A 17429-nucleotide genomic window follows, 5' to 3' on the forward strand; every position below is an offset into this window, starting at 1 on the left:
GTCAGTCAACACCTTTCGTCCGAAACGAGGCACGCAAGAAGATCGCCAGGCCCGGCAGGGCCGCGACGGCGGCGCAGGCGAGCATGTCGAGGGCGGTGAGCGGTTCGGTGCCGAGCAGGTCGCGCAGCGGCGGCACCAGAACGCCCGCCAGCTGGAGGACGGCCGACAGCGCGACGGCGGCCAGCAGCGCCGGGTTGCGGGGGCCGCCGGGCCGGCGCTGCGCCCGTACGGCCAGGGCAATGCCGAGCTGGCCGAGACCGAGCACCGTGAACACGATCGACTGCCATGGCCGGTCCAGCGAGTCGGCGACCACGCCGGCTGCCAGCACGACGGCGGTGAGCAGCATGCCGGTCGCCAGAACCGCGCGCAGCAGCCCGTCGCCGAGCACCGACTGCTGCGGCGAGCGCGGCGGTCGGTGCATCGTGCCGGGCGCGGCCGGTTCGGCGCCGAGCGCGACGCCGGGCAGCCCGTGGGTAAGCAGGTTGACCCACAAGATCTGGGCGGGCAGCAACGGCACCGGCAGCCCGAGGAACGGCCCGGCCAGCATCACCAGAACCTCCGCGAGTCCGCCGGACAGCCCGTACCGCAGGAAGCGGCGGATGTTGTCGTAGATGCGGCGGCCCTCGGCGACGGCGCCGCCGATGGTGGCCAGGTTGTCGTCGACCAGCACCAGGTCGGCGGCCTGCCGGGCGACCTCGGTGCCGCCGCCCATCGCGACCCCGATGTCGGCCTTGCGCAGGGCGGGCGCGTCGTTGACGCCGTCGCCGGTCATCGCCACCACGTGCCCACGTGCCTGGAGGGCGGCGATGATGTCCAGCTTCTGCTCGGGCTGGATCCGGGCGAACACGCGCATGTCGTCGATCCGCTCAGCCGTGATCGGGCCGTCGTCGCCGCGGACCACGTCGTCACCGCCGTGCCAGATGCCCACGTGCGAGCCGACGGCCGCCGCCGTGGCGGGGTGGTCGCCGGTGATCAGCAGCAGGCGGATGCCGGCGTCGGCGAAGGCACGGGCGGTGGCGGTCGCGGCGTCCCGGACCGGGTCGCCGATGCCCACGAGGCCGACGGGCTCCAAGCCGCAGACGGTGGCCGGGTCGGGCACGGCGCTGACCACCGCCGCGGTCACGGCGAGCACGCGCAGCCCCTCTTCGGCGAGCAGGTCGGCCCGGCGTCGCGACGCGGACTCGGGCGCCAGGACAGTCTCGGGCGCGCCCTTGCACACCACCAGGTAGCCGCCGGCCGGCCGCCGGTGCACGGTGACCATGCGGCGGGTCTGCTGGTCGAACGGGTGCTCGGCGACCCGAGGCCAGGCGGCGCGTTCGGCGCCAGTGTCCAGCCCGCACCGGGCGGCGAACGCGACCAGCGCCGCCTCCATCGGGTCGCCGATCGCGGTCCACTCCGGGCGGTCGCCGGCCGGCGCCGCGAGCGCGGCGTCGCTGCACAGCAGGGCCGCGCGGGCCAGGTCACGCACTCGCGGTGTGGCTCCGGCGGTACCGCTGGCGTCGCGGACCTCACCGTCCGGCGCGTACCCGTTTCCGCGTACCCGGAAAAGCTCGCCGTCGTTGGTGAGCGCCGCCTGCACGGCCATCCGTCCCTCGGTGAGGGTGCCGGTCTTGTCGGAGGCGACGACGGTGACCGACCCGAGCGTCTCGACCGCGTGCAGCCGGCGCGGGATGGCACGGGAGCGGGCCATCCGGCGGGCGCCGAGGGCGAGGGCCAGGGTGACCACGGCGGGCAGCGACTCGGGGACGGCGGCGACGACCAGGCTGACGGCGGTGATTGCCATGTCGACAAGCGGCCGGCCGGCGACCAGTCCCAGCACCAGGACGGCGGCGGACAGGGCGACGGCGGCGGCGCCGAGCGCGCGGCTCAGGCCCGCCAGCCGGCGTTGCAGGGGAGTGGCGCCGGGGCGGGTGGTCGCGACCAGCGCGGTGATGCGGCCGAGTGCGCTGGCCGGACCGGTGCGCGTGACGATGCCCGCGGCCCGGCCGGTGACCAGCACGGTGCCGGCGTACAGTTCGTCGCCCGCTTCCCGGGCGACCGGCACGGACTCGCCGGTCAGGGCCGCCTCGTCGACCTGCACCCGGTGCGCCAGCCGTAGCAGCAGGTCGGCGGGCACGATGTCGCCCGGCTCCAGCCGCACCATGTCCTCGCGTACCAGGTCGGCGGCGGGTATCACCAGGTCGGTGCCGTCGCGTACGACCCGGGCGGTGGGTGCGGCGAGCCGGTCCAGCGCGGCGATGGCACGGTCGGCGCGTACCTCCTGGGTGACGCCGATGGCCGTGTTGACGATGACGACGAGGGCGATCACCACGGTGTCCGGGATGTCGCCGAGCGCGCTGGTCACTGCCGCGGCGGCGAGCAGAAGCAGCACCAGGGGGTCGGCGAGCTGGTGCAGGACCCGGACGGGTAGGTGCCGGTGCGGGGGCGGGGCGACGCTGTTGGGGCCTTCGTCGGCAAGCCTGGCAGCGGCGGCTTCGGCGGTGAGCCCGATGGGTGCGGCCGCGGTCAGCGCCATTCGGCCACCTCCTGCAGGGGGCGGCGTGGGGAGGCGGCGCTGGGCGGGCCGTATCCGAACCGGAGCACCGCCTGAGCGGCGTAGCCGGTGGCCTGGTCTTCCAGCAGCCGGCGCAGGTCCGGCGCCTCCACCGGCTGGGTCATCAGCGTGCTGGCCAGGCCGCGCACGGTTGCGGTGAGCAGCACGCGCTGCAGCGCCTGGCCGCCGCGCAGCCACTCGTACGGGTTGTCGGTCACCGTGTACAGCACGGCGATGGTCGGCGCGCTCTCGAACGTCGCGGGGCCACGCCGGCGCGCCGGGCGCACCACGCTGAAGTCGCGGATCGGCACGGTCTCCAGGGCGTCCCACGGGCCGAACGCCTCCACCGGTACGCCGTCGCCCCGTCCGTTCTCGGTGCGGGTCCAGTCGCTCAGCTCGCGCCAGTAGGCCGGTTCGTGACGGCGGCGGTGTTCGGCGATGCGGACGACGTCCAGCACGGCGTCGCGGACGCCGGGGTCGACGATGACCAAGCGGCCCAGCTCGGTGGTGGCGGCGTCGCACAGGTCGGCGAGCGCGTCGGCCGGTACCCCGATCGGTTTGAACGGGTTGCGGTTGGTATGCCGGCGCGGGATCGCGTCGGCCAGCATCCGCGCCGTTGCCGGCGGTTCGGTGCGCGGCCCGAGCGTGATCCGGGCGGCGAGATCAGGCTTGGCCTGGTCGGGCAGCAGGTGCAGCATCGGCACCCGGCCGTGGGCGAGGATCGCCACGCGCAGGTTGAGGATCGCGGCGCCCACGCTGATCAGCAGCTCCCGGCCGTCGGGGTCCAGCACCGCGAGGCGCCGGCTGCGGTCGGCGTACACGTCGATGGTGTCGCCGTCGACGCGGAACCGCCACGGCTGGGTGTTGTGCACGGACGGCGCCGCGATCGCGGCCTCCAGGCAGTCGCGCAGCGGACCCCGCGGCAGGCCGCGGCCGCCAGCGACCGCGGGCCTGGTCATCGCGCCACCGCCGGGCCGCCGGCCCGGGGCTCCTCGACCCGGGCGTCGGGGCCGGGGAACACCAGCGACTCGCCGCCGGTGTCCAGCCAGCGGACCAGGTACGGTGGCTCGCCGTCGTCGCGCCGCAGCTGGGTCACGATGCCGACCCGGCGAGGGTCGCCCACGTGGGTGCCTTCGAGTATCAGCCGGTCGCCGAGCTTGGCCTTCATGGTGTCCTCCGGTGCCGGGCCCCGTGTGGAGCGTGAACCGTCACCTTCACCATCACCGTTGGCAGGACGCGGGCTGTAGGGCCGGGTTTCCGTCTGATTCGGGACCTTCGGCGCAGCCCAAAAGTGGCGTGGCGGACATCGGGACCTTTGGCCCTGTTCAGCTCCTCGCCCGCGCCTGGATGATCGGGCGATGTCGCGGGTGCTCGCGGAACTGACCGTCGACGAGTGCCTCACCCTGCTCGCCGGCACGCCGATGGGACGGGTGGTGTTCACCGACCGTGCGTTGCCCGCTATCCGGCCGGTCAACCACATCGTGGACGCGGGCGCCGTGATCATCCGGAGCCGCTTGGGCGGCAGTGTCGCCTCGACAGTCGGTTCCGCCCGTGGTGTTGTGGTGGCCTACCAGGCCGACCAGATCGACCCGCACGAGCACACCGGCTGGAGTGTGGTGGCCACGGGCACCGCCCGGCTGGTCACCGATCCGGCAGACAAGGCCCGCTATGAGCGACTGCTGCGTCCGTGGGTGTCGATGGACGCCGACTGCGTCATCCGCATCGAGCCGCAACTGCTCACGGGGTACCGGCTGGTCGACCCCGCGGCTGCGGCGAGGTAGGCGGTCCGAGCCGGGTCTGGCCGGTGCCCCGACTCGCTCCGCAGGCGCCGCATAACGCAAATCCCGCGACAAAAGCGGGGGATAAAGTGCGCACCTCCATCGAAGGCGCCGCAGCCGGCTCGACGTAGCGTCGCCGGCGCAACGCATGACATCGCGTTGCAGGCCAGACATCGGAGGTACTCATGTCATCCAGACGCGTGGCCGTTGCGGCGGCCCTAGGTGTGTGCGCGGTCGGGTTCGTCGCCGCGATGGCGGTAGCACAGGGCTCGCAAGCCGGGGAGGTGGAACGAACGCGGGCCGCGGCGCCGGTAGGGTCGCCGGACGACACTGGATTTCTACCGGGAGCCAACGATTTTGGCTGCAAACCGCCCGCCGCGCACCCGAATCCGGTCGTCCTCGTCCACGGCACGTTCGAGAACATGAGTAACAACTGGTTCGTGGCGGCCCCGAGGCTCGCCTCGGAAGGCTTCTGCGTGTTCGCGTTCAACTACGGCGGGCAGCGGGGAGATCTGATCCAGGGAACGGGGCCGGTGGCCACCTCCGCCCAGCAGCTGTCGCTCTTCGTCGACAAGGTGCTCGACGCCACCGGTGCGTCGAAGGTGGACATCGTCGGTCACTCGCAGGGCGGCATGATGCCGCGCCAGTACCTGAGGTTCCTCGGTGGCGCCGCCAAGGTGAACACTCTGGTCGGGCTCGCGCCGTCCAACCACGGCACCGACCTGAGCGGCCTGGCGCAACTGGCCATCAACTTCGACGTCGTGGGCGACACGGTTCAAACCGCATGCGCCGCTTGCACCGACCAGATCGTCGGCTCGGACTTCATCACCCGACTCAACGCCGACTCCGAAACCGTTCCGGGCGTGAACTACACGGTCATCGCCACCAGGAACGATCAGATCGTCACGCCGTTCACCTCGGGTTTCCTCGAAGGGTCCGGCGTCGACAACATCACGCTGCAGGACGTCTGCGCGAATGACACCACCGAGCACGTCGGCATCTCGTTCAATGATGCGGTGCTGACACTGACGCTCAACGCCCTCGATCCCGGGAACCCGCGCGAGGTCGAGTGTTCCTGAGCGGTCGCTGTTCGGAACGGGCGCCGGCCGGGCCTCAGGGCTGCGGCCGACGCCTCTCATTGGGGAAAGGTTCTCGGGTGGTCCGGCGGAGGCGACCTCGCCGCCGCTCGCGCGATCTGAGTGCGGCGATCAGTCCCTCGCTCGCACCTCCCAGTCCGGGAGGATCGCCTCCTCGAGCCGTTCGACCGCCCGGACGGCGGCGAGGACGCTGGCCGGGTCAGCGCCGCCCGCCGTGTCCGCGACGTCCACATAGGCCGCGTTGAGGGCTTCGACCACCGATCGTGGCAGGACGCCGGAAGCCAACTCCTTCATGCGGAAGAGCAGCATCGCGCACCCGGTCCTGTCGCCGCGTGCCGCGGCGACGCGCACGTCGGCGCCGTGCCTGCCCATCAGGTACAGCTTCGCCGCGTCGTATCGGGTCATCCGCCCGCTACCCGGTACATGGGCTTCTGCGCGCCACCGGCCGACACGTTGACCAGCCCTTTGCCGTGGAGGTCGGCGCGGACCAGGGGCTCCGCTATCGCGGTGCTGGCGGTGCCCACGTACCCGCTGATTCTGATGTCGAAGACGGAGCTGATGAGCGACTCCGGACCACCCGTGCGGCTGAGGCTCGTCGTCCGGGCGGCGACCACCCGCGGCTGTGCCAGGAAGTGGTGCGACCGCCGCGACACCACCTCGCGCATGGCGCGTATCTCCTCGTCATTCGCGGTCGCGCCGATCAGCACCGCTTTGCCTCCCAGTCCCTTGCGGGGTTTGATGACGTACTCGCGGATGTCGGCGAAGACCTTCCTTCGGTCGCCCGCGTCTATCAGCGGCACGGTGTCCGGCTGGCCGAGCAGTGGGGCGACGCCGTAGCGCCGGCGGATGAGCTCCGGCAGGTAGCCGAACAGGTACTTGTCGGACAGCGCGAAGGTAGCGGGATGGTTGACGACTGGCACCCGCGCCTTGGCGACCGCGTCGAGTAACTGGCCGGTCAGCCGGAACCGCCGGCTGTGATTGCACACGACCAGGTCGACCACCTGCCTTGTACCGTCGCCCAGTAGCAGCCGTACCGTGCCGTCCCCGCCGACCGTCACGTCCTCCGGATCGGCGAGATCGAAGCCGGCGGACTCCGCAACGATGGCGTGCTCGACGAAGTTGGGATCGGCGGGTCCGTGGGTGAGATAGACGATTCGCGGTGCGGAAACCGTGTCGCACAGCTCCTCGTGAACGCGGCGGATGGCCTGCCCGATCTCGATGACCGGGTCTTCGTCGAAGCCGGCGAACTCGTCGACGAGGCGACGGGTCGCCGTGCTCAACAGGGCGCCGTACACCATCCCGCTCGCGGTGCACGGGTTGTCCTCCACCAATTGGACGTGACCGTCGGTGTGGACCATCGCGTCCGAGCCCACGAAGGTCACGGCTCGCCGTTGCCGGGTGAGCACGGCCAGGGCGGCCCGGTCGTACGCGCACGAGTCCATGATGTGCGAGGGGATCACGGACTGGTCCCGGTCGACCAGTACCCGGATCAGGTCGTCGAAGACTGGCAGGCGTTGCGCGTACCCGCGGACGATCCGATCCCAGTCGCTCGTGGTGATCACGTACGGCACGGGGTCCAGGTTGAGGTGCCCGTCGTCGTCCGGATGGCGGAAGTACCGCGGCGTCAGGTCAGTGAGGAAGTCGACGCCGCGCCGCCGGTAGTCGCGCTCCAGGGCGGATCGCCGCGCGGTCAGTTTCGCCGGGCCGAGTTCGGCGCAGCGGCGCCGGACGGCCTCGTGGAGGGCGAGGCCGCGCGCCGAGACGCGAACCGGCTCAGCCATCGGCCCCGGCGTCCCACTGGTCGCGCGTGATGGTGTGCAGGGCCAGATCGTGCCAGCCGTTGTCGCGGTAGAGCGCGCCCCGCAACACTCCTTCGTGGACGAAGCCCACCTTGACGACCGAGCGGATCGCAACGACGTTCGCCGGCTCGGGCGTGCTCTCCACCCGGTTCGTATCGGTGTGGCGAAACAGCCAGCCCACGGTCAGCCGCATCACCTCCGTCCCGACTCCTCGGCCCCGCATCTCCGGCAGCAGCTCACGGCCGATGTTCCAGGCCCGTGACCTCGTCCCGGACCCGTACTGGACTGGCTTCCACACCACCTCTCCCAGTACGCGGTCGCCGTCCAGTGGCAGCACGACGAACTGCCCGCCGGCCTCGCCGATCACACCGCCCGCGGCCAGCTTCTCCGCGATCGTGCGTCGGCGGCCGCCGATGTTGTTCCACGAGCTGCGGGCGTCGGGGTTCTGCAGGATGTCGAGGCCGGGCTGGTCCTCGACCCGCGGCGGCCGAAGCCTGATCAGGTCGCCGCGCGGCCATGTGGTCTCCTGGTCGGTGTCGGGCATCGTGCGGTCCTTTCTCGTTGTCGGGTGGGTTCTCCCGGTCCCGCTGGTCAGATCGCGATGACGGTCAGGGCCTCCCGCCACGCGCCGCCCTCGGTCGTGGCCCGTGCCGCCACAGCGGTGCGGACCCGCACCAGCGCCCGTTCGAATCCGTCGAGGCGGGCGGCGTGGTCGTGGCCGGCCGACACGAGTCCGCGCAGCTCGGCTTCCCGGACGGGCGGCATGCGCCCGTCGCGTTCGAGCTTGCGTAGCGCGAGGCCGACCTTCTTCGGGGCGTACACGACGGTGTCGCGTACCGCCAGTGCCGCCATGCCAAGGGTGTTGGTCGCGGCCAGCAGGACCAGGTCCGCAGCGAGCGCGTCGGCGCCCACCGACCAGCTTCGCGCCACGTCGAGATAGCTGGCCACCCCCAGGCAGTGCATCGCCGTCACCACCGCGGGCAGCCGGCGCAGCGGCGTGGTGCCGGCGAGCCGCGCACCGGACGGGCCACCACCGACCGGCTGTCCTGTCGCGAGACGGCTCAGCAGCCGCACCTCCAGTGGCTGCAGGACGGCTGTGCGATGCCCGGTCAGTGGTGCCGCCGCGAGCGCCGCGACCCGGCGTACGGTCGCCATCGACACGGTCTCGACGTTGACCTCCTCGCCGCGCATCGTGCCGAGCCAGTTGCCGCCGAGCGAGCTGTCCGTGCGTACCGCACCGGGAAACGGGATCGTGGCCGGAATCCGTGACTCGGACTCGTACACCGCCAGGAAGTCGATGTCCGAGCCGGCGTAGTCGAGCCCGTCGGCCCGGGAACCCACGAGCAGTACGGCTCGCGCGTCCTCCAGCGCGAACCGCGTCCGCAACTCGTCCACAACGATGTCACCGAGCATCGGAGCGCACCGTCCGTTCGTTCCGGCGCGGTGCGAACGCGGCGCTCGTGAGCAGCACCATCTCGGCCCACGGGTCGGGGGGCAGTTCCAGAGCGGCCACACACCGGCGCAGGTCGCGTTCGGTCAGCGAGAATTGGCCGGGCTGCCAGCCCGCGCGCAACAGGTCGTACCCGGGGTGCGTGCCGCCCTGCCGGAGCGTCTCGGCGAGCTTGGGTCCGATCGCGTCGTCGGCCAGCCCTCCCTGGTCGAGCGCGGTTGCCGCGAGGGCCCGGCCGGGCGGGCTCAGGTCCGGCCACGCGGCGGCGAGTACGGCCGCCCGATGGCCGTGCAACACCTCGTCGAATCCGCGCCGCTCCGGCGCTCCGTGTTCCAGCAGCGCCAGCAGTGTGCGGGCGTGCGACCAGTCGGTGCCGGTCGGCGCCGCGCCGTGCGGTGGCGACTCGCCACCGACCACCGACTCGCCCAGGAACCATCCGGCCTCCCGCCGGGACCGGTCCGGTGTGTCGGCGGCGTGCATCAGCGCCAGCATCGCGTTGACGCCTCCCAGGTCGCGACGGATCGTGCCGGTGGCCGCCATGCGCGGGTCGGTCGCGCCCTTGAGCCGCTTGACCCGCGCGTGCGCGTCTGCGTCACCGGACACGTCCTCGTAGATCAGCGCGACGACCGGTCCATAGCGGAAGAGGCGATCCAGCAGCCGGTAGTGGTAGGTGTCCCACTTGTGTTTGATGTTCGCCGCGTTGACCGCGTCGAGCTGTTCCGGTGCCACCCGGATCAGGCTGGCGTAGCGGACCGCGAATCCCGCGGCGCGCATCCGCGCCACGATTTCGCCGTGGACCCGCTGGCTGATCGCGTCCGGCATGATCAGTGAGAAGACGTGTCGTTCCCAGGGGTGTTTAGGCATGGTCGGTCCGTTCCAGAGGTCGGCCGCCGGCGAGCGGCGATGGGTCCGGCTCGTCGCGCGGCAGCAGCCGGAGCGCGGCGGTGCCGGCGAGGCAGACCGCGACGAGCCCGGCGCCCGTCCACAGGGCCGCGCCGCGCGCCCCGAGGAGCACGACCAGCAGACCTATCAGCAGGGTGCCGAGCGGCATGAGTCCGTTGAAGCAGAGGAAGGTCAGACTCCCGACCCGGCTCATCAGGCGCTCCGGGACAGTGTTGTGCAGCGTCGTCATGAACAGGGAGTTGAAGAAGTGCAGGCCCACCCCGTAGGCGATCGCCGCCGTGTAGGCGGACGGGTGCCGGCCGATGAAGCCGACCACGGCGATCGACGCCGCCATCCACGCGAGCACCAGCATCAGGTTGGGCGACCGCCCGCTGGCGACGAGCCGGGCGAGCAGGACGGCACCGGCGATCGCGCCCACGCCTTCGAGGGTGACGAAGATGCCGAGTCTCGCCGCCTGCTCGACGCCGTCGGGCGAGAACACGAACGGGATGGCCACGTCGAGGTTGCCGACGAACACGGCGTTGGCCACGCTCCCGACGACGAAGACGAGCAGCAGGGCGCGGCGTCCGGCGATGTACCGCACACCGGTGGCGGCGTCGGCCAGTACCGTGCGCCAACGGGCCCCGGACGGCCTGGCGTCACCGGCGGGCGCCGTCGCCCGCGTGGCCGTGTCTCGCCGGATGGCGAGGACCAGCGCGCCGGAGAGCAGGAAGCTGACCGCGTTCACGGCGAACGCCGCCGCCGGTGACCAGAAGGCCGCGACGGAGCCGCCGATCACCGGCCCGACCACCAGGGCGATCTGCCGGGCGAGGGAGTTGGCGGAGTTGGCCGCCATCCGGCCCTCGGCCGGCACGATGTCGGCCACGAAGGCGAAGGCGGCCGGTTGAAAGAACCCCTCGCCCACGCCGATCAGCACGGCGAGGGCGACGACCACCCAGACCTTGCCCGACGGCGCCGACAGCGCCATCGCGGCGGTCGCCAGCGCGCAGAGCAGGTCAGCGCCGACCATGATCTGCCGGCGGGACCGGACACGATCCCCGGCGACGCCGCCGGCGACGTAGAAGACGAGGGCGGGGACGAGCAGGACCGTGGTCGCGACCGCGAGGCCCGCCGCCGATCCGGTGGCACTGATGATGTACGTGATGAGCGCGATCCGGAACGTGTAGTCGCCGATCAGCGAGAGGGCCCGGGCCGACCACAGCAACGCGAAGTCCCGGTCGGCGAGCGGGCCGAGCAGCCGCGCTCCCTTCGCGGGGCGGCCGTCACCTGTCATGGAGTCCCTCCCGGGCGTCGGTGTCGGTGGCCCGCCACGCCTGGGCGATGCCGGCGATCGTCGGGCCGGCTCGCTCGGTCGTGGGCGCCAGCAGGCACTCGACCGGCGTCAGGACACATCCCCGCAGCAGCTTGGCGCGGCTGGCGCCCAGGCCGAACGAGATCTCCGCCATGCCGAGGTCTTCGCCATGCTCGATAGGCGTGTAGAAGACCGCCTCGAAGTAGCCCCCTCGGGAACGCGGGACACCGCCGTCGGCGCCGAAGTACAGCGCGTGCCAGGTCGCGCGGTCGCGGACGAACAGCGAGAAGCAGAGCACGTCCGCGGGGTCGCCGGCGGTGTCGGTTCCGGCCGCGAACAGGTCGACCGCGCCGCCGAGCCGGTCGAGGAGCGCGGCGATGCGGGCGCGTTCGTCCGCCGGATCACAGGTGATCGCGTACCGGCTCCGGTGCGCCGCGCGCAGCAGCGCCATCCGGTCGAGCAGCCCCGCTGTCACCCGCTCCACCCGCCACGCCCGAAGTCCCCGGTCCCGCCAGGCGCGGCGTTCGGCGGCGACGCGCCGGCGGCGGTGCGCGGTCAGCCGTTCCAGGAACTCCACGAAGCCGCCGGCCGGTACAGGCAGGGTCGCGTCGTGCGTCAGCGGTATGGACGCGAAGCCCAGTTGGCGTGCCTCGCCGGCCAGCACGCTCCCGCCCGGCGCGTAGGGGATGGCGACGGCCGCCGCGCGGCCGTCCGCGGCCCATCCGACGACGCGTGCCAGCGCGTCCCGGACGGCGCGCGCGTCGTCGTGCCCGGGCCCGACCGGGAACGAGGCGTAGCCCGGCCAGGTCAGCAGCAGGTGCGGAAACAGGTCGGGGCGCGGCAGGGGAGTGGCGGCGAACACGTCGCGTACGCCGCGCGGGGCGAACGGCGAGGCTTGGCTGGCGGCCAGCGCGGCCACGTTGCCGAACGGGTACGCGCCGGGATCGGTGACGAGGTAGCCGGCGAGCCCGACCCGTACGCCCCGTGCGGCGCGCGTGGAGAACCACAGCGGTTCCCCCTCGATGCGGCCCGCCATCACCTCCAGCCACCGGCGCGACGCGAACAGCGGCACGTCGCCACCCCAGTCCTCGGGGTAGGAGTTCTCCACGCTCAGCCCCGTCACGACGTGCCCTCCGGACACGGCGCCGCTCGCCCAGCCGCGAAGGCGCGACCCAGCCGGCGCAGGCCGTCGTCCAGATCGTCGGTCGGCAGGGCGAAGGACAGACGGATGTGGCCGGGCGCGCCGAAGGCAGCACCGTCGACCACCTGTACGCCGTGCCGGTCACGCAGCCACCCGACCGGCTCCCGGCGGGCGCTCTCGGGTGCGGGGCCGGCGAGCCACCGTCGGATATCCGCGAACACGAATATGCCGCCGGCTGGGCGGACGGCCGAAACCCCGGGCCAGGTCGACACCGCCGCCAGCGTGCTGTCGAGGTTGCGGGTGAGGGCCGCGCGCAGCCCAGCGCGTACGCCCTCCCCGCTCGTAAGCGCGGCGGCCGCGATCGCCTGGGCCGCCGTACAGGTGCTGCCGACCAGATGCGAGCAGATCGCGGCGATCGCGTCCGCGCGTGTGGTCGATGCGAGAGTCCAGCCGATCCGCAGGCCCGCCAAGGCGTGGCTTTTGCTCAGCCCGTCCACAACGACGCAGCGCTCGCCGGGATCCGGCCGGACGTCCAGCACGGAGGGGGCCGCCGGACCGAGCGGCACCCCCCGGTAGACCTCGTCGGCCAGCAACACCACGCCGCGGCGCTCCGCCCAGTCCACCAGCTCGCGCAGCGTGTCGAGGGTGGCCACGGCACCGTCCGGATTCCGTGGGGAGTTCACGACAATCGCCGCGGTGCGGTCGGTCAGGTGCGCGTCGAGCGACTGGTTGTCCAGGTCGGCGCTGCCCACGCGGCCGGCCAGCGCGACGGGGGCGCCGCCGGCCGCCTCGATCAGCCAGGGGTAGCTGGACCAGTACGGCGCCGGGAGCAGGACCTCCCGCCGGTCCGGCGTGAGGATGCTCCGGAGCGCGGCCAGGATCGCGACGCGGGCGCCGGGCGCGACCACCACATTGCCGATGCCGACCCCGAGGCCCGCGCGGTCCGCGATCGCCGCCAGCAGATCCGGGGTACCGGCGGGCGGCTGGTACGGCTGGTCTGCCAGATGCGGGCACGGCTGTGCCGCAGGGGCGTACACCGGTACCCGCACATCGCCGGTCGACATTACGACCACGCCGGCCCGGGTCGGCACCGCGGTCGGCGAGGGGGCGGTCATCGGAGCCCCGCCGGTGACAGGCGCCCGACCGTCGGCTGCCCACCGGCGAGCAGGTCGCGCGCCAGCTCCGCGACACGGCGGCGGCTGCTGTGCTCGGCCTCCCGCGACAGGAAGGCGCGGTGACTGGTCACGATCACCGCAGGGTGGTCGAGCACATCCTTCCACAGTGGATCATCGTGCGGGTTCTCCGGCGCGAACACGTCCAGGCCCGCACCGGCCAGCCGGCCGCCCCGCAGCGCACTGCCCAGCGCCGCCGGGTCCACGAGCGCACCTCGCGCGGCGTTGACGAGGAAGGAGCCGGCACGCATCCGGGCCAGTTCCGCCGCACCGATCAGTCCCTCGGTGGCGCCGGTCAGCGGGCAGTGCAGCGTGACGACGTCGGACGATTCCAGCAACTCGTCCAGCGAGTCGACGGCCAGCGCCCCGTACCCCTCGGGCAGGTCACGGCCGATGTGCGGGTCGTGGACCAGCACCTGGCCGTAGAAGGCGCCCAGCCGCCGCGCGACGGCCCGGCCGATCCTGCCGAACCCCACGACGCCGAGCGTCCTGCGGTTGATCCGGTGCGGGACGCCGCCGGCGTAGATGTCGAAAGTGCCGCCCGACAAGCCGTTGTGCTGAGCGACAAGGCGGCGTTCGAGCGCCAGGGCGAGCGCCGACGTGTGCGTCGCCACCTCGTCGACGCAGTAGTCCGGGACGTGGTAGGCCAGCAGGCGGCGTTCCGCGAGAAGCGGAAGGTCGAGGTTGTCCACGCCTACGCCCTGCCGGACGACGGCGCGCAGACGCTCACCCGCAGCGTCCAGCAGGCCGCGGGTGATCCGGCAGCGGTAGACGACGAGGACGTCGCAGCCCGCGGCCAGGCGCGCGAGCTCGTCGTTGTGCGCGTAGCGCCCGTCCACGAACGGACCGAACCGCAGCTCCGCCCGCGCTCCCAGCGTTTCACGCTCCACTGTGGCGAGTTCGGGCACGGCCCGTCCGCCGTCGACGAGCCAGGGTGGGTCGGTGTAGAGGACACGAGGTCGGTGCACCTTGACTCCTTCCGGTCAGCAGGTGGTTGCCGCCACGAGCACGGTTTCGAGGGTCAGCACGCTTGGGTTGTTCCCGGCGCGGTCCGAGGCGAGCGCGGCGTCGAAAACGGGCCCCCACACGTCTGGCCGAAGCGCCAGTTCGGCGTGCGATCCCGGCTGCCCACCGGCGGCCAGAAGGTCGCTGACCAGTGCCTCCAGTGGTGATCCGCAGCCGTGGCGGACGATGGTGTCGATGTCGGCGGCCAGCGAACGCAGTGCCGCGGCGCCGCCCGGATGGCGGCAGTCGTCGGTGAGGTGAGCGTGGTGGGGCAGGAGCCAGCGCAGATGTAGAGCCACCGCTGTGCCATGTGCCAGCCCGCGGTGGGCGGTCAGGGGGTAGGACAGCGCGTGCGCGGCCGTCGTTCGCGTCAGGTCGATGGCCGCGCCGGCCCAAGCGGCGCCGATAGCCAACTCCGCGCGTACGCCAGGGTCGGCGAACGCGGCGGTGTCGCGCAGGACTCCCAGCATCGGCGCCAGCCGCCGCAGCGCCTCGTGCGCCAGCGACCGGGAAGCCGGCGTGGCACGAACCGACCAGTACGATTCGGCCGCCTGCGCGAGAGCGTCGAGTGCGGCGGGAATCCCCACCCGTACGGGCACGGTCGCGGTCAGGTCCGGGTCGACGAGCACGACGTCGGCGCGCGCCGCAGCGTGATCCACCGACCGTTTGACCCCGTCGGCGTAGATGGTGGCGAACCGGGTCAGTTCGCTGCCGGATCCGGAGACGGTTGGCACCAGGACGAGTGAGGTGCGGCGTGAGTCTGGCGGTCGCAGGCATGTAGGGTCGTCGAGCCCAGCACCGTGCGGGTCGTCCCCGAACAGTGCCGCGATCTTGGCGACGTCCAGCGTGCTCCCGCCGCCGATACCGACCACCGCGTCGGGGCGGAACATCCGTGCCGCCGCCACCGCCGCCCGCGCGTGGCGGAGGTTCGGGTTGGGCGTGACGCCCGCGAAGCACGCCACTGTCCGGCCGCCGCGGATCCCGTCGATGGTCGCCGCGACCGCATCCCGGCGTGCCGCGCCGACGCCGTGGACGACGAGGACGCGGGTGGCGCCGAGATCGTCGAGGGTGGGCCGGAGCCGGGCGGCGGCACCCCGCCCGGCGAAGGCGCGGGGGTGGCCAGGCAGCGGTAGCAGGCCGTCAGATGCCATCGCCGGACCCCACCGTGGCCGGGCGCAGGCTTTCCCGGAAGCGGGCCGCGACTTGGTCGAGGCCGACGCTGGCCGAGGCGCGGGCGCCGACGGCCTCCCTGGCATCGCCGTCCACCACGACGAACGACGGGCCCGTCGAGTACAACGCGGTGCGCAGCGCCGACACCTCCGCGACCCGCGCCGCGGACCGGTAGCCGCAGGCGAGGGCCAGTGCGGATCGATTGCGCAGTTGTGCAAGCGGCCCCAGCCGTCCGCTTGCCTGAAGTGGCCCAGTTGCGCAACTGTGCAACGGGGCAGGGGACTGCGGGGAGGAAACGATGCGGGAGCGAGGCACGATCGCGGAGGCACGCGGGCGGCCACCGGTGGTACCCATGCTGGGCCGGTGGGGCCTGTCGCCGCACGCGGACCTGATCTACCGGAGTCTCACGCTGCTCGGTCCGGCCAGCCGGCAGCAGCTCGTCCGGCAGCTCGGCGTCGCTCCCAGCAGGATCGGGCAGGCGCTCGACGAACTGGCCGCCGTCGGGGCGATCCGGCCCTCGTACCGCGGCCGGGAAGGCGAGTGGAGCGCTGTCGACCCAGACGCCGTCCTCGCCAGGGTGCGGCGGCGCCGATCCCCGGTCGTGATCAGCGATCAGTACCGGCGGCACCTCGCCCTCGTCGCCGACCTCCGCCTGGAAGAGGTGCCGGCCGTCGCCGTTCGCCGGTTACCGACCCGCACCGCCGCCCGTCGCCGGATCGCCGACCTGGCGGCCGCGGAGCGGCGCGAGCACCTGGCCATCAACACGGAGGACGTGATCAGCGCGGCGGCGGCCGCCGCCGCGAGCCCACTCGACCGCGCGCTGGTGGCCAGGGGCGTCCGGCTCCGGACCCTGGGGCTCGCGCCACGAGACGGCGGCCCCGACCGTACGCTCACCGCTGGTGCGGAGCATCGCCAGGTGGAGACCCTGCCACTCAAGCTTATGATCTTCGACCGGCGCAGCGCGCTGTTTCCCGCCGACCCCACCAACTTCGACGCGGGTGCGATCGAGATCGACGAGCCGGACACGGTCGCGCACCTGACCCAGCTCTTCTACCGGATCTGGGACGCAGCAGGCGATCCGCGCAGCCTGGAGGTGCTGCCGATCATGCTAACCAGCCGGGAGCAGAGCATCGTCTCGCTGCTTGCCGCCGGCCTCAGCGAGGAGGCGGTGGCCGCGGAGCTCGGCGTCAGCCGCCGCACCGTGGCCTACGCCCTGCGTGCCCTGATGGATCGGCTGGGCGTCGAGAACCGCTTTCAACTCGCGCTGGTCCTGGGCGCGGCGAAGGCGGTCCCGCTTCCCCCGACCACTCGACCGACCGAAGAGGAATCTTGATGCCATCGACCGGCCGCCGCGTCCTTGCCGCCTCGATCGCGGCGACGCTGCTCACCACCGCCGCGCCCGTCCAAGCGGATCCGGTGCCGTGGGCGATGGCGCCCTGCGTGACCATGTCCAGTATGGAGCCCGCGTCGAAGCACTACTCGACGTACATCGTGCTCGAAGGGTTTGCCGTACAGTGCGACCCGGTGGTCGAGAACGGCGGTTTCCGTCTCGCCACCTACTCCTCGGCCGCGCCGACCGGAGACGCTCCCGGCTACAACGTGCGCCTGTTCCCATCAGCCACGGTCGGCGCGGTGCGCCACTTTGGGGCGACCGCGGTGCCAGCGACGGTGGGCGAGTACGGCGTCTGCGTGCTCGCCGGCCAGCTCGAGCGTGTTGCCTGCTACTGGGTCCGTGTCGCCTCGACCACCGCCGGCGATCTGAATGTCGTGGCCGTGCCGCTGGCCACGGACGCGTCGCTGGTCGACAAGGACGTGGTGACAACGCCGTACACCGGAACGATCCTGCCGCCACCGCCGAAGAGCCCCCCGAAAACGAACCCCGCCTGCGGCACCTGCTTCTGACACGTCCAGGGGTGGCGGTGCCCGGGTACCTTTGGCCCTTGTGGACGATCGGGTCGGTCTGGTTGGTCACGCGTGGGCAGTGACCGTCCGCGACGGCGAGCGGGCGACGCTATGGGTATGGGCGTGGTGTTGGACGACCGCCGCGCTGTGACCACAAGAAAATGATCAACTAAGGGCTGTCCTCATGA

General features: G+C 72.5%; 18 protein-coding genes. 4 read left to right on the forward strand and 14 right to left on the reverse strand.

The features are described from left to right. Position 1 precedes the first annotated feature (1 nt). Genes QMG73_RS25250 through QMG73_RS25260 form a run of 3 tightly spaced genes read right to left on the reverse strand, consistent with a single transcriptional unit; the run spans position 2 to position 3701 of the window. Entirely contained in the window at positions 2-2515 is a 2514-nt protein-coding gene (locus tag QMG73_RS25250; RefSeq protein ID WP_281899645.1) for a cation-translocating P-type ATPase, read from the reverse strand. Further along, on the reverse strand, positions 2506-3492 hold the full coding sequence (locus QMG73_RS25255; RefSeq protein ID WP_281899646.1) for an Acg family FMN-binding oxidoreductase: 987 nt from the start codon (positions 3490-3492) through the stop codon (positions 2506-2508). The genes QMG73_RS25250 and QMG73_RS25255 overlap by 10 nt, the downstream gene beginning before the upstream one ends. Next, complete coding sequence (locus tag QMG73_RS25260; protein WP_281899648.1) at positions 3489-3701, reverse strand: DUF1918 domain-containing protein; 213 nt, start codon at positions 3699-3701, stop codon at positions 3489-3491. Before QMG73_RS25260 ends, QMG73_RS25255 begins: the two co-directional genes overlap by 4 nt. 190 nt (positions 3702-3891) lie before the next feature. On the opposite strand from QMG73_RS25260, the gene QMG73_RS25265 reads away from it, so the two are divergent. Then, positions 3892-4314: a pyridoxamine 5'-phosphate oxidase family protein gene (locus tag QMG73_RS25265; RefSeq protein ID WP_281899649.1), complete on the forward strand. Its 423-nt coding sequence runs from the start codon at positions 3892-3894 to the stop codon at positions 4312-4314. Positions 4315-4511: 197 nt separating this feature from the next. Then, positions 4512-5390, forward strand: coding sequence for an esterase/lipase family protein (locus QMG73_RS25270; protein ID WP_281899652.1), 879 nt, complete (start codon positions 4512-4514; stop codon positions 5388-5390). Between the two features lie 129 nt (positions 5391-5519). On the opposite strand, the gene QMG73_RS25275 is transcribed toward QMG73_RS25270, so the two are convergent. The 11 genes from QMG73_RS25275 to QMG73_RS25325 are packed head-to-tail and all read right to left on the reverse strand — an operon-like array spanning position 5520 to position 15486. Beyond that, positions 5520-5813, reverse strand: a complete 294-nt coding sequence (locus QMG73_RS25275; RefSeq protein WP_281899654.1) for a hypothetical protein — start codon at positions 5811-5813, stop codon at positions 5520-5522. Then, a complete protein-coding gene (locus QMG73_RS25280; RefSeq protein ID WP_281899656.1) occupies positions 5810-7189 on the reverse strand; it encodes a circularly permuted type 2 ATP-grasp protein in 1380 nt (459 codons plus the stop codon). The genes QMG73_RS25275 and QMG73_RS25280 overlap by 4 nt, the downstream gene beginning before the upstream one ends. Continuing rightward, on the reverse strand, positions 7182-7751 hold the full coding sequence (locus QMG73_RS25285) for a GNAT family N-acetyltransferase (protein WP_281899658.1): 570 nt from the start codon (positions 7749-7751) through the stop codon (positions 7182-7184). The genes QMG73_RS25280 and QMG73_RS25285 overlap by 8 nt, the downstream gene beginning before the upstream one ends. A 47-nt stretch (positions 7752-7798) precedes the next feature. After that, positions 7799-8620, reverse strand: coding sequence for a hypothetical protein (locus QMG73_RS25290; RefSeq protein WP_281899660.1), 822 nt, complete (start codon positions 8618-8620; stop codon positions 7799-7801). Then, on the reverse strand, positions 8610-9521 hold the full coding sequence (locus tag QMG73_RS25295) for a nucleoside-diphosphate kinase (RefSeq protein ID WP_281899662.1): 912 nt from the start codon (positions 9519-9521) through the stop codon (positions 8610-8612). Before QMG73_RS25295 ends, QMG73_RS25290 begins: the two co-directional genes overlap by 11 nt. Further along, the gene (locus QMG73_RS25300; protein WP_281899664.1) at positions 9514-10833 is read right to left on the reverse strand and encodes an MFS transporter; all 1320 of its coding nucleotides are present in this window, start codon (positions 10831-10833) and stop codon (positions 9514-9516) included. The genes QMG73_RS25295 and QMG73_RS25300 overlap by 8 nt, the downstream gene beginning before the upstream one ends. Further along, positions 10823-11974, reverse strand: a complete 1152-nt coding sequence (locus QMG73_RS25305) for a hypothetical protein (protein WP_281899666.1) — start codon at positions 11972-11974, stop codon at positions 10823-10825. The genes QMG73_RS25300 and QMG73_RS25305 overlap by 11 nt, the downstream gene beginning before the upstream one ends. Continuing rightward, a complete protein-coding gene (locus QMG73_RS25310; protein WP_281899667.1) occupies positions 11971-13107 on the reverse strand; it encodes a pyridoxal phosphate-dependent aminotransferase in 1137 nt (378 codons plus the stop codon). Before QMG73_RS25310 ends, QMG73_RS25305 begins: the two co-directional genes overlap by 4 nt. Further along, positions 13104-14132, reverse strand: a complete 1029-nt coding sequence (locus QMG73_RS25315; protein WP_281899668.1) for a C-terminal binding protein — start codon at positions 14130-14132, stop codon at positions 13104-13106. The genes QMG73_RS25310 and QMG73_RS25315 overlap by 4 nt, the downstream gene beginning before the upstream one ends. A 15-nt stretch (positions 14133-14147) precedes the next feature. Further along, positions 14148-15320 carry an iron-containing alcohol dehydrogenase gene (locus QMG73_RS25320; RefSeq protein WP_281899669.1) on the reverse strand — a complete coding sequence of 391 codons (1173 nt, stop codon included), beginning with the start codon at positions 15318-15320 and terminating at the stop codon, positions 14148-14150. Next, positions 15310-15486 (reverse strand): hypothetical protein, encoded by a 177-nt coding sequence (locus tag QMG73_RS25325; protein WP_281899671.1) that lies wholly within the window; start codon positions 15484-15486, stop codon positions 15310-15312. The genes QMG73_RS25320 and QMG73_RS25325 overlap by 11 nt, the downstream gene beginning before the upstream one ends. Positions 15487-15637: 151 nt before the next feature. On the opposite strand from QMG73_RS25325, the gene QMG73_RS25330 reads away from it, so the two are divergent. Next, a complete protein-coding gene (locus QMG73_RS25330) occupies positions 15638-16672 on the forward strand; it encodes a helix-turn-helix transcriptional regulator (protein ID WP_281899673.1) in 1035 nt (344 codons plus the stop codon). Next, positions 16672-17241, forward strand: a complete 570-nt coding sequence (locus tag QMG73_RS25335) for a hypothetical protein (RefSeq protein ID WP_281899675.1) — start codon at positions 16672-16674, stop codon at positions 17239-17241. Before QMG73_RS25330 ends, QMG73_RS25335 begins: the two co-directional genes overlap by 1 nt. Positions 17242-17429: the final 188 nt, after the last annotated feature.

Source organism: Phytohabitans aurantiacus, assembly GCF_027923225.1.
Lineage (GTDB): Bacteria > Actinomycetota > Actinomycetes > Mycobacteriales > Micromonosporaceae > Phytohabitans > Phytohabitans aurantiacus.